The organism is Streptococcus sp. UBA632, assembly GCF_002300045.1.
Classification (GTDB): domain Bacteria; phylum Bacillota; class Bacilli; order Lactobacillales; family Streptococcaceae; genus Streptococcus; species Streptococcus alactolyticus.
In genome coordinates this window covers 27,913-40,220 of the sequence record NZ_DBPA01000006.1, presented here as the reverse complement: position 1 = coordinate 40,220, position 12,308 = coordinate 27,913, and the positions used below count along the sequence as shown (strand labels likewise).

General features: G+C 41.6%; 11 protein-coding genes and 1 pseudogene. 6 read left to right on the top strand and 6 right to left on the bottom strand.

Features of this window, described 5'->3' with window-relative positions; translation table 11 throughout:
* Window positions 1-3: 3 nt before the first annotated feature.
* From B3473_RS00490 to thrS, 3 genes and pseudogenes are all read left to right on the top strand, one after another.
* A complete protein-coding gene (locus B3473_RS00490; RefSeq protein ID WP_154455472.1) occupies window positions 4-1,335 on the top strand; it encodes a glycosyltransferase family 4 protein in 1,332 nt (443 codons plus the stop codon).
* Window positions 1,336-1,461: 126 nt separating this feature from the next.
* Window positions 1,462-1,653 (top strand): annotated as a pseudogene (locus tag B3473_RS07320) (hypothetical protein).
* The gene (gene thrS, locus B3473_RS00485) at window positions 1,646-3,589 is read left to right on the top strand and encodes a threonine--tRNA ligase (protein ID WP_154455471.1); all 1,944 of its coding nucleotides are present in this window, start codon (window positions 1,646-1,648) and stop codon (window positions 3,587-3,589) included. The pseudogene B3473_RS07320 and the gene thrS overlap by 8 nt, the downstream one beginning before the upstream one ends.
* A 147-nt stretch (window positions 3,590-3,736) precedes the next feature.
* Here thrS and B3473_RS00480 read toward each other — a convergent pair whose 3' ends face one another.
* Complete coding sequence (locus B3473_RS00480; RefSeq protein WP_154455011.1) at window positions 3,737-5,506, bottom strand: oleate hydratase; 1,770 nt, start codon at window positions 5,504-5,506, stop codon at window positions 3,737-3,739.
* Between the two features lie 114 nt (window positions 5,507-5,620).
* Window positions 5,621-6,139 carry a TetR/AcrR family transcriptional regulator gene (locus B3473_RS00475; protein ID WP_235280756.1) on the bottom strand — a complete coding sequence of 173 codons (519 nt, stop codon included), beginning with the start codon at window positions 6,137-6,139 and terminating at the stop codon, window positions 5,621-5,623.
* Between the two features lie 172 nt (window positions 6,140-6,311).
* Here B3473_RS00475 and B3473_RS00470 point away from each other — a divergent pair, with 172 nt between their 5' ends.
* From B3473_RS00470 to B3473_RS00460, 3 genes are all read left to right on the top strand, one after another.
* Window positions 6,312-6,995: a response regulator transcription factor gene (locus B3473_RS00470; RefSeq protein WP_269725554.1), complete on the top strand. Its 684-nt coding sequence runs from the start codon at window positions 6,312-6,314 to the stop codon at window positions 6,993-6,995.
* Between the two features lie 39 nt (window positions 6,996-7,034).
* Window positions 7,035-8,456: a sensor histidine kinase gene (locus B3473_RS00465; protein ID WP_235280758.1), complete on the top strand. Its 1,422-nt coding sequence runs from the start codon at window positions 7,035-7,037 to the stop codon at window positions 8,454-8,456.
* A 180-nt stretch (window positions 8,457-8,636) separates the two neighbouring features.
* The gene (locus tag B3473_RS00460; RefSeq protein ID WP_154455037.1) at window positions 8,637-9,245 is read left to right on the top strand and encodes a TVP38/TMEM64 family protein; all 609 of its coding nucleotides are present in this window, start codon (window positions 8,637-8,639) and stop codon (window positions 9,243-9,245) included.
* A gap of 42 nt (window positions 9,246-9,287) precedes the next feature.
* Here B3473_RS00460 and B3473_RS00455 read toward each other — a convergent pair whose 3' ends face one another.
* The 4 genes from B3473_RS00455 to B3473_RS00440 are packed head-to-tail and all read right to left on the bottom strand — an operon-like array spanning window position 9,288 to window position 12,251.
* Window positions 9,288-9,935, bottom strand: coding sequence for an amino acid ABC transporter permease (locus B3473_RS00455; protein ID WP_154455014.1), 648 nt, complete (start codon window positions 9,933-9,935; stop codon window positions 9,288-9,290).
* An 11-nt stretch (window positions 9,936-9,946) separates the two neighbouring features.
* Window positions 9,947-10,645 (bottom strand): amino acid ABC transporter permease, encoded by a 699-nt coding sequence (locus B3473_RS00450; protein WP_154455015.1) that lies wholly within the window; start codon window positions 10,643-10,645, stop codon window positions 9,947-9,949.
* A 14-nt stretch (window positions 10,646-10,659) separates the two neighbouring features.
* Entirely contained in the window at window positions 10,660-11,472 is an 813-nt protein-coding gene (locus tag B3473_RS00445; protein ID WP_154455016.1) for a transporter substrate-binding domain-containing protein, read from the bottom strand.
* A 14-nt stretch (window positions 11,473-11,486) separates the two neighbouring features.
* Complete coding sequence (locus tag B3473_RS00440; protein WP_167829297.1) at window positions 11,487-12,251, bottom strand: amino acid ABC transporter ATP-binding protein; 765 nt, start codon at window positions 12,249-12,251, stop codon at window positions 11,487-11,489.
* Window positions 12,252-12,308 lie beyond the last annotated feature (57 nt).

The following is a 12,308-nucleotide window of genomic DNA, read 5'->3' as shown; positions in this document are numbered from 1 at the left end:
AACATGAGAGTAGGTCTTTTTACGGATACTTATTTTCCGCAGGTATCAGGAGTTGCAACGAGTATTCGTACCCTAAAAGAAGAGTTAGAAAAAGCAGGGCACGAGGTTTATATTTTTACAACAACCGATAAAGCGGTGAAACGTTACGAAGATCCCACAATTATTCGTTTGCCAAGCGTTCCTTTTGTGTCGTTTACCGACCGTCGCGTGGCTTACCGTGGCTTGATTTCAACCTACAAAATCGCCAAACAATACAAATTGGACATTATTCACACGCAGACCGAATTTAGCGTTGGGATGTTAGGAAAAATGATCGCAGCGGCCTTACGTATTCCTGCTGTCCATACCTATCACACCCAATACGAAGATTATGTGGGTTATATTGCAAATGGAAAAATCATCAAACCAGGCATGGTCAAATACATCATGCGTGGCTATTTGAATGACTTGGATGGGGTTATTTGCCCATCACGTATTGTTTTAAATCTTTTGGATGACTATCATATCAAAATCCCTAAACGTGTCGTTCCAACAGGCATCCGTGTGGCTGAATACGAACGAGATGACATCACCGCTGAAGACACCAAGGTTTTACGTGACAAATTAGGGTTGGCTGATGATGACATTATGTTGCTTAGCTTGTCTAGGGTTTCTTACGAGAAAAACATTCAAGCTGTTCTAAAACATTTGCCAGAGGTCTTGTCTGAAAACAAGCACGTCAAATTGGTTATTGCTGGTGATGGGCCTTACTTGAAAGACTTGCAGCAGCAAGCAAAAGAGCTGGGTATTGAGGACGCGGTTATTTTTACAGGTATGGTGCCACATGATGAAACGGTCTTGTATTACAAAACCTGCGATTTTTTCATCTCAGCTTCAACCAGTGAAACCCAAGGTTTGACTTATACAGAAAGTTTGGCGAGCGGAACACCAGTGATTGCACATGGTAATCCTTACTTGGATGACGTGATTGACCACAAGATGTTTGGAACCCTGTTTTACCGTGAGGATGATTTGGCGGACGCTATTTTAGATGCGATTGCAGACACGCCACCGATGAACCCTAAAACCTATCAAGAAAAGTTGTATGATATTTCAGCTGAGCATTTTGGCAAATCGGTCTATGAATTTTACTTGGATGTCTTGATTTCAGCACGTAACAAGAAAAAAGAAAAAATTTCCATGACCATTCGTCGCAAGGAAAAACGTTCTGTCCATATTGCCCGTTCTGCTAGAGATTTGCCAAGAGGAGTGGCGAAATCAACAGCTAAAACGTCTGTCAAGGTTCTCAAAGTCCCAGGACGCATGATTCAATCTATTCGTGATTTTTTAGATTAGATTCCTTGAAAAATAAAATAATCGTGCTATAATAACTAACGAAGACAAGTTGAACAAGAACCAACCTTTAGAGCGAGTGCCGGCTGGTGAGAAGGGCACAGGGTTGACTGCTTCAATACTACTTCCTTGTTTTTATGCAAACATAAAACGGTAGCTACGATATAGCTGATCTGAGGTTCATGGCATTTTTTGTCGTGGATAAATGAAGGTGGAACCACGTTACGACGTCCTTTTGGGATGTCGTTTTTCTTTTATCCTGAGATGCTTGATAACCTTCTAACACTTGTAACCAATATAAAAGGAGATAGATATGGTTAACATTACTTTTCCAGACGGCGCTGTGCGTGAATTTGAATCTGGCGTGACAACATTTGAAATCGCGCAAAGCATCAGCAATTCATTAGCCAAAAAAGCTTTGGCAGGTAAATTAAACGGTAAATTGATTGACACAACGCGTGCCATTACAGAAGACGGTAGTCTTGAAATCGTGACACCTGATCACGAAGATGCCTTGCCAATCTTGCGTCACTCTGCAGCTCACCTCTTTGCACAAGCTGCACGACGTCTTTTCCCTGATATTCATCTTGGTGTTGGTCCTGCTATCCAAGATGGTTTCTACTACGATACTGATAATGCTGCTGGTCAAATCACTGATGAAGACCTTCCTCGTATCGAAGAAGAAATGAAAAAAATTGTTAAAGAAAACTACCCATGTATTCGTCAAGAAGTGACTAAAGACGAAGCGCGTGAAATCTTCAAAAATGACCCTTACAAACTTGAATTGATTGAAGAACATTCAGAAGATGAAGGTGGTTTGACTATTTATTCACAAGGAGAATTCACAGACCTTTGTCGTGGCCCACACGTCCCAAGTACTGGTCGCATCCAAGTTTTCCACTTGTTGAACGTAGCGGGTGCTTACTGGCGTGGTAACAGTGACAATGCGATGATGCAACGTGTTTATGGTACAGCTTGGTTTGATAAAAAAGATTTGAAAGCTTACCTCAAACAACGTGAAGAAGCCAAAGAACGTGACCACCGTAAACTTGGTAAAGAACTTGACTTGTTCATGATTTCACAAGAAGTTGGTCAAGGGTTGCCATTCTGGTTGCCAGACGGAGCAACTATTCGTCGTACGTTGGAACGCTATATTGTGGATAAAGAAATCGCAGCTGGTTATCAACATGTTTACACACCACCAATTGCTTCTGTTGACCTTTACAAAACATCAGGTCACTGGGACCACTACCGTGAAGACATGTTCCCAACAATGGATATGGGTGATGGCGAATCATTTGTGCTTCGTCCAATGAACTGCCCACACCACATCGAAGTTTACAAACACCACGTGCATTCTTACCGTGAATTGCCAATTCGTATCGCTGAAATTGGTATGATGCACCGTTACGAAAAATCTGGTGCTCTTACTGGTTTGCAACGTGTGCGTGAAATGTCATTGAATGACGGCCATACCTTTGTGACACCTGAACAAATCCAAGACGAATTCAAACGTACCCTCCAATTGATTATTGATGTGTATGAAGATTTCAACTTGACTGATTACCGTTTCCGTTTGTCATACCGTGACCCTAAAGACACTCACAAATACTATGACAACGATGAAATGTGGGAAAATGCTCAAAGCATGTTGAAAGCTGCCATGGACGACATGGGCTTGGATTACTTTGAAGCAGAAGGTGAAGCTGCCTTTTATGGACCAAAACTTGATATCCAAGTGAAAACTGCCCTTGGTAATGAAGAAACCCTTTCAACTATCCAATTGGATTTCCTTCTTCCAGAACGTTTTGACCTTAAATACATCGGTGCTGATGGTGAAGAACACCGTCCAGTCATGATTCACCGTGGGGTTATCTCAACTATGGAACGCTTCACAGCCATCTTGATTGAAAATTACAAAGGGGCTTTCCCAACTTGGCTTGCTCCACACCAAGTGACTGTTATCCCAGTATCTAACGAAGCACATATTGATTACGCTTGGGAAGTAGCTAAAATCTTGCGTGATAAAGGGGTTCGTGCTGACGTGGACGAACGTAACGAAAAAATGCAACTTAAAATCCGTCAAAGCCAAACCAAGAAAATTCCTTACCAATTGATTGTTGGGGATAAAGAAATGGCTGACAAGACTGTCAATGTTCGTCGTTACGGTAGCAAACAAACCCACACAGAAAGTGTTGATGCCTTTGTGGAAAACATTTTGGCAGATATTGCTCGCAAATCTCGTCCAGCTAAATAAGGCATTTGCTCAATGGACCAGAAACACTCGAAAGCTTAGACTTTTGGGTGTTTTCTTTTCCTCAAAATCAGCTAACAAAAAAGACTCCACTTTACGTGGAGCCTATTTGAATAGTTTGAACAGAGTTTTCTACGATATACAGGATAATTACAATAAGTGGTATTCGTGGAAGAGTTCTTCGATATAAGTGCCCTTAATCTTCTTGAGGGTTTCTTTAAGAATGGCTCTTTCAGCCCAAGGAAGGTCAAGTTCATCCAATGATTTTTGGTCGTTCAAGTAATAGAAGGCGTTTAATAGCATGCGCACGTCAAAGGCAGAAGCGAATACTTCTGGCACACCACGGTCAACATGTAACAAGGTGTAAACAGCTTCCATAGCGGTTCGAACAGAGTATTCTGTTGTAAAGACAGTATCTCTTGGGGTTTCGGCGTAATTTCCGATAAAGGCAAGGTTTTTACTGTGTTTTGGAACAACTAATGGACGGTCTTTGCTGCCACGTGGCATGAAGTAAGTGGTGATGTACGGCATGTGACAGGGAATGGTTGACGCAGCACTGGCAATGTCTTCAATTTGGTCTTCTGGCACACCAATATGGTAAAGCCATTCTTCACAAAGTTCCTTACCGCTACATTCATCAGGACGTTTGGCAATGTAATTACCTTCGCGGTCAGTGTAAAGAGCGTAGAGCCAAACAACAAGTTCGTTTTCTTTTTGAACTTGGAAGTGTGGTTGACGGCTGATAGAATAACCTAACAACCAGTTAGAATCCTTGATACTGGTTGGTCCACTTGTAACGATAGAACCGCTGTAAGGGTCCTTATGGTTGATGTTTTCAATGTAAGGAGCCACGCGTTTATCTTTGAAAGTGATTGTCGCAGAAATGGTCCAGTTGCTATCAGGAATGTTTTCACAGAATTTTTCAGGGTGACCGAAGTCGCTATCTTGAGCGGCTAATTTCTTCCAAAGTTCCCAGCTGGCACCAAGTGGATGTTCGACAGGAGCAGGGTGGTCATTGTCACCAAAGGTAGAACTTTCAGTGATCGAACCATTTGTAACAAAGACAAGGTCGTCTTTGCTCAATGAAAGGCTTTCGCGTTCACCATCTTTAACCCATTCAATTTTAGTGGCGATCTTATCATTTCCAGAGCGGTTGACCAAGATGTTGGTAACGGTTGTATTGTATTGGAAATCAACGCCTTTTTCTTTCAAGAAGTGAACAAGAGGCAAAATCAATGATTCGTATTGATTGTATTTGGTAAATCGAAGAGATGAAAGGTTCTTCAATGTCCCAACGTGTTGGATGAAACGCATGAGGTAACGACGCATTTCCATCGCACTTGCCCAAGGTTCAAAGGCAAACATGGTACTCCAATAAAGCCAGAAGTTTGATTCAAAGAATTCATCGCTAAAGACTTGATTGATTTGGACATCGTCTAGTTGGCTTTCGGGTATCAAAATCAAGTGAATGATTTCTTTAATAGCTTTTTCAGAAAGGGTTAATTGACCATCGTCAGGAATGGCTTTACCACGTTGATGAATGGCACGTGTCTTAGCATAACTAGGGTCTTCTTTGTTTAACCAGTAAAATTCATCCAAAATAGAATGTTCAGGATTGTCTAAAGATGGAATGGAACGGAATAAATCCCAAAGCACTTCAAAGTGAGGTTCCATTTCACGCCCACCACGGATGACATAGCCTAAACGTTCATTTTTAATCCCATCCATGCTACCACCTGGTAGCCCTAATTGTTCAAGGATGTGGATGCGTTCGCCTGGCATTTGTGCATCACGGATAAGGAAAACAGCTGTTGACAAGGCAGCTAGACCTCCACCGACAATGTAAGCCGATTTGTTATCGACATCTTCAGGTTTTTTAGGACGAGCAAAAGCTTCGTAATTACCATTTGAATAATACATACATGTCAACTCCTTATCTAAATTCATTCTCATTAAACCCCATTATGAGAAAAAAGAACATAGACAAATTGTGGAAAGTGTATAGATGTTAGACACTTTGGTAGATGTGTCTAGTTATAATTGCTCAAGGACACGGCTGATGTGTTGCGCTAATGCTTCAGGATTTTCTTTTAAGCCAGAATCAATCCAGTCTAAAACAAAACCGACCAAAGCGTATTTGTAAAAATTCACACGGTAATCTAGCTCTGTTCCGCTCAAGTTTGGGTGTTTTTCTTGTACGATTGGATTGATAAAGCGGTAAATGCGGTCATATAAAAAATGCTCCAGATAATTGCGGTTTACAGAATAATAGGTGTTGCAGACAAATTGCCGATTGTCTTGAATGTAATGAAAAATAGCCAAAAGCTCTTCTTGCCAGGTGCCTGAGTTGGCAGCTTGATTTAAAATCGTATCCCCATCCATGATGTAAATACGCTCCAAAAGGTCGTACAAATCATTGAAATGGTAGTAAAAAGTTTGGCGGTTGACATTGAGCTTTTTGACCAATTCGGTAACGGTCACCTTATCAAAGGATTTGTCCTGCATGATGTCTTTTAAGGCCTTGGCAAAGGCACGTTCTGTTAAATTATTCATAATGTCCTTTCTTGATTCGGTCTTCATTGTATCATGATTTGCCTAGAAAAACCTGAAAAAAGAGAAGTCTCTTGCGGTATGGTATAATAAGATGATTAGAAATACGAAAACGCTTTTAAAGAGATGATATGGGCATTTTAGGATAAAGAGAAAAAGATTGAGGAGGTTGGTCATGGCAAGGGTTTATGTGGCAGATGATGAGAAGAATATTCGGGACTTGATTGCTTCTTTTTTGTGTGAACAAAGTTTAGAGGTAGAGGTGTTTGAAACAGGGGACCAGTTGTTTTTGCGCTTTTTGGAGGAAGAAGCGGATGTAATTATTTTGGATGTGATGATGCCAGGCACCAGTGGCATAGACATTGCTGCTCGTATTCGAAAACAATCAGATGTTCCGATTATCTTGTTGACGGCGCGTGATGGGGACGAGGACTTTTTGCAGGGCTTTTCAGCAGGGGCAGATGATTATTTTACCAAACCGTTTTCCTCTTTGAAATTAAGCTTCCGGGTGAAGGCGATTTTGAGCCGTCATGCCACGAGTTCTAAAAAAAGCGACGCGGATGTGATTGCCTACGAAGGCTTGACCTTGTCAGAAAAAGAACGGCTTGTCCTTTACAAGAAAGTCCCATTGAAACTGACCAATACAGAATTTGAGTTGTTGAAAATGCTCCTCAAACATCAAGAGGAGGCCATTTCTCGCCAAGACCTGCTCCAGCAGATTTGGGGTTATGAGGAAGATGTGGAAACGCGTGTGACAGATGACACCATCAAACGCTTGCGAAAAAAATTGAGGGAGGTTGACAGCCATGTCCTTATTGAAACGGTTTGGGGTTATGACTTCAAACTCACCAAGAAATAAGAAGAGTCAGCTAAGGGCAGACGATTTTGGCAGCGACAGGTGCGTTTTCGCACAACTTTGTTTGTGCAACCTCTAGCCATTCTCATGCTGTCATTTATCATGATTTTGCTGGTTTTTAACACGCTTTTTCGTATTTTTATCGCTGAGCAAGCCATTACGGCCATGCAAATGCAGTACGCCACTCTGGATGCCTATCATTCAGGGGAAAAATCACCTCAGAAAACCACGGGCAATATCTTTGAAACCACTTATGTAATCGTAGATGACCAATTTGACATTCAGTACATTTCGGCTTCTTTGTACGATTTATCAGAAAAGACGATTTCCAAAAAAGTGGTCGATGATTTTATCAATCACCCCAAGGCAGATTGGTCCTATCGGGAGTCGTCCAATTATTTTCTAGCGCAATTGCACCAATTTCGAAAAGTCAGGGTAGATGGCGCCAGCTACATGGTCAAGATGAAAAGTTATTCTGGGCAATTAGAGGGAAATTATATTGCCAAAAGTGACGCTCAATCGTCTAAATATTATGTGTTTGTATTTGCTAATGTTACTCCCATCGAAGAATTTGAATCCTACATTAACATCTTGTTGTTGGTCATGGTGATTGTGGGCTTGGTAGCTAGCCTTAGCATTTATGTGACTTCACGAAAATTGGACCGCAATTTTAGCAATCTCAAATCTTATATTTTACGCCTTGGCAATCGGGAAAAAATGGAGGACGACCCACATTTTGCCTACCATGAATTTAACGAGGTCCGCGAAACAGTGGACCACATGAGTGATTTGATTGACGCCAACCAACGCAGCCAGCAGCTCTTCTTTCAAAATTCCTCTCATGAATTGCGGACGCCTCTCATGTCTATTCAAGGTTATGCTGAAGGGATTCGCGAGGGGATTATCCCCAATACGCAAGAAGCAGCTGGTATTATTGTTGATGAGAGTGATAAAATGGCTCATTTGGTTGAGGATATGCTGACCCTATCCAAGATGGAATCTATTCAAACCCAGTTGCATCTGGAGCCTGTAAACATCACAGATTTGCTTTATGACGTGACTTGGCGATTAAAAGCGACCGCAGATGAGCGTGGCCTTGTCTTTGTGCACCACTTTAGTTCTGAAGAAGTCGTGATAGAGGGTGATGAGAAGCTATTGGAACGCGCTGTTTCAAATATTGTGTCCAATGCTATCCGTTATGACAACAAGTACCTGACTATTTCAGTTGAGCAGCTGGAAACGGGTGTTCGTATCGAGCTGGCAAATGACGGTGAACCCATTGCTGCAGATGACCTTGAGCATCTTTTTGAACGCTTTTACAAGGGCAAATCAGGGCAATTTGGGCTCGGTTTAGCCATCACTAAAGAAATCATCGAACGTCATCAAGGCACGATAAGAGCCACTTCTAACGAGGAGAAAACCTGCTTTATCATTGATTTGCCAAATACCCAAAAGCATCTATGAGTTTTCATGGGTGCTTTTATCGTCGCAAATGCCAAAAAACTTGCCACAATTTTGCCGCAACTTTTCAAGACTTTGACCAAGATTTCTAAAAGAGCCTTAGGTTATAATAGAACCATACGGCAACGGTGTTCTTGTTAAAAGAATACCACGTAGAAATCGAATAGAACGCGAGGAGATATGATGACACAAGTTGGCAAACAACGACAATACATTCAAATCTTAACAGGTATCGGAGTGGTGATTTCGATTGCCTTGTTCATTTTCTTTCAGCAACACCAAAGTTACTTTCAGGTGGGCGGCGCTTTCCAACAATACCTCGGTCAAATGGGCTTACTAGCACCCATTATTTTTATCCTAGCACAAATGGTTCAGGTGGTTTACCCTATTATTCCTGGGGGCATGACTAGCGTCATTGGTTACATTGCGTTTGGTCCAATTTGGGGCTTTGTCTATAACCTCACAGGTATCTTTTTAGGGTCCCTCATGGCTTTTGCCTTGGCAAGACGTTACGGGGAAAATTTTGCCAGAGCCTTTGTTTCAGAAGAAACGTATAACAAATATATTGGTTACTTGGATAAAAACGATGGTAAATTTTATGAGAAATTTCTAGGTATTGCCTTTGCTCTCCCTGGTTTTCCAGATGATTTTTTGTGCATGGTTTCAGGTTTATCCCAAATGACCTTTAAGCGATTTACCTTGATTTTCTTGCTGACAAAGCCAGTTACCTTGTACCTATATACCATCGTTGCTTACCAAGGCTTTGGCTACTTGCTTGCCTTGTTGCGTTAATAAAAAAGCTTATTCAAATGAATAAGCTTTTTTGATAGGTTTTTATTCGGCAGCTTTTTCCCATTTTTTGGCTAGTCGTCTTGAGAAAGTTGAAATCGAAAAGTTGATAACAAAGTAAATCGCTGTGATAAACGCATACAAGGTAAAGACTTGACTAGGTTCAAAATAGCGTCCCATCAAGATTTGGCTTTTCCCAAATAATTCTTGAATGGCGATAACCGAATACAACAATGACGTGTCTTTGATGACCGTTACAAACTGTGAGATGATAGCTGGTAGCATTTTGCGGAAGGCTTGAGGGAAAATGATGTAAACAAAGATTTGGAAAGAAGTCATTCCTTGTGACAAGCCAGCCTCGGTTTGCCCTTTATCGACCCCATTTAGCCCACCACGGATGATTTCAGCTAAAGCCGCAGAGGTAAAGACGGTAAATGCCGTAATCCCAGCTGGAGTGGATTTCATTTGGAAAACCAAGAAAATGATGAAAATCCAAAGCAAGTTAGGAACGTTACGGACAAATTCGATGTAAATGCTTGAAATGATGCGAAGAACAGGATTTTTCCCATTACGCATCACGGCTAAAACTGTTCCAATAAGCGTTGATAAAACAATGGAAATAAATGAAATATAAAGCGTTAGCTGTAATCCTTGGAGGATAAAGCTAATATTCGTCGGTGTTAATACTGACATTTAGATTCCTCCTAAAGTGAATATGAGCGTTTGTTCTTTTCTTCTCGACGGCGTGCCCAAGTTGCAAGTGGGAAACACATGATGAAGTAAAGAACCGCCGCTCCAGCAAAGGCAGGAACGTAGTTAGTTGTTTCATAGGCCCAAGCTTTGGCTGTGAACATGATGTCTGCCCCAGAAATGATGGCAACCGTTGACGTATTTTTGATAAGGTTTACCACTTGGTTAGTCAACGGTGGTAAAATCGTTCGCACCGCTTGTGGCAAAATGATGAGGCTCATGGTTTGATTGTAGCTAAAACCTTGTGATAGGGCAGCTTCTGTTTGCCCTTTTGGCACGGCTTCAATCCCAGAACGGATAACCTCAGCGATATAAGCCCCGTGGTAAATGCCCACACACAAAACCGCTGTGAAAAAGGTTGAAATCATGATAGCCCCATTTGAGATAATGGCAAGTCCATAATACACAAACACGAATTGGACCAGCAGTGGGGTATTTTGGAAAATCTCAACATAAACCCGTGCAATCCCTTTTAAGACCTTGCTTTTAGACGAAGACATGGCACCAAAAACGACGCCCAGCAAAAAGGCTAAAATCAAGGCACAGGCTGACATACTCAAAGTATATAGAAACCCTTTTGCAAATTCACCGAAATTGGCAAAGAAATCTGCCCAACGTGAGAGCGCAAAAGGACTAGACGTTAATAAAAACATACGTTTCTCCTTTCTTAATTCTCGCTCGGTGTTGCAGGTGTTAGATGATATTTGTCATATAATTTTTGCAACTCTCCGTCAGCTTTCCATTCTGAAAGCAAGGTGTTGATATCGTTAATCAAGCCTTGGTTGGCTTTGGTCGCCGCGATACCATATTCTTGGACGTTAAATCCTTGGCTAAGGATTTTGGTTTTCTTGCTGACGTAACCACTCAAGATAGACTTATCCACAGAAAAAGCGTTGATGCGGTTAGCATAAAGCGAAATAGCCAACTCAGGATAAGAACCCAATTGCACAAATTTAAATTTGAGATGGTGGGCTTTGCCGTATTCTTCAATAGCTGCTTTGGTTGTTGAACCTTGTGCCACCCCAATAGTCAAGCCATTTAAATCGTCAATGGTTTTATAGCCTTTTGAACGGTCAACAAGGAAGCCAATCTCATCGTAGTAGTAAGGCTCTGAAATGGCATAAGATGCTTGACGTTCTTTGGTAATGGTATAAGTCGCAATCAAAATATCAATTTGCCCATTGTCCAAAAGGGCTTCACGCGTTTGAGCTGTTACGGGTGTGAATTCTACTTTCACGCCTAATTGTTTAGCGATTTTTTTCCCTAAATCAATTTCGAGCCCTTCGTATTGGCCAGCCTCGGCAGAATAATAACCAAAGTTTGGCACGTCTTGTTTGACCCCAACTTTTAACACGCCTGCTTTTTGGATTTTTTGAATGGCTTCTGAACTGCTATCGTCTGCTCTGACCTTACTTGAAAACAGGGTCAAGCTGATTAGTGCCATAACAGCGACAACTAGCATTCTGGTTAATTTCTTCATATCAGTGAACTCCTTTATTCTTGGGCAACATTGTCGCTGGTATGATTGATGACTTTACTTAAGAATTGTTTGGCGCGAGGCTCAGTTGGGTTGTCAAAGAAGCCTTTGACGTCTGTGGTATCCACTAGAATTTTACCTTCTGCCATGAAGATGATGCGGTCCGCCACTTCGCGCGCAAAGCCCATTTCGTGGGTTACGACAATCATGTTCATGCCTTCTTTGGCAAGGTTTTGCATAACGGCAAGCACGTCCCCAATCGTTTCAGGGTCAAGGGCTGAAGTCGGTTCGTCAAATAAGAGCAATTCAGGCTGCATGGCTAATCCACGAGCGATAGCCACACGTTGTTTTTGCCCACCAGAAAGCATACCTGGGTAAGAATCTTTGCGGTCCCACATATTCACATAAGTCAAATATTTTTGAGCGATTTCTTCAGCTTCTTGTTTTGATTTTCCAAGAACTTTCATAGGAGCCAAAGTAACATTTTCTAACACGGTTTTGTGAGGGTAGAGGTTGAAGTGTTGAAAGACCATGCCGACTTCTTTGCGGAGTTGCACAAGGTCTTTGGCAGACGCATTTACCAATTCATGCCCGTTAACTTTTAAGCTACCTGTTTCGATAGATTCCAAGGCGTTCATGGTACGAATGAGGGTTGACTTCCCAGAACCAGACGGTCCTAAAAGCACCACGACTTGTCCTTTCTCGATTTCTAGGTTAATATTTCTAAGCGCATGGTAATCACCATAGTATTTTTCAACGTTTTTAAATTCAATAAGTGCCACGAGTATCTCCTTTTTAAGATAGAAACAGTTAGATGTAAGCATATCTAACATAAGGGG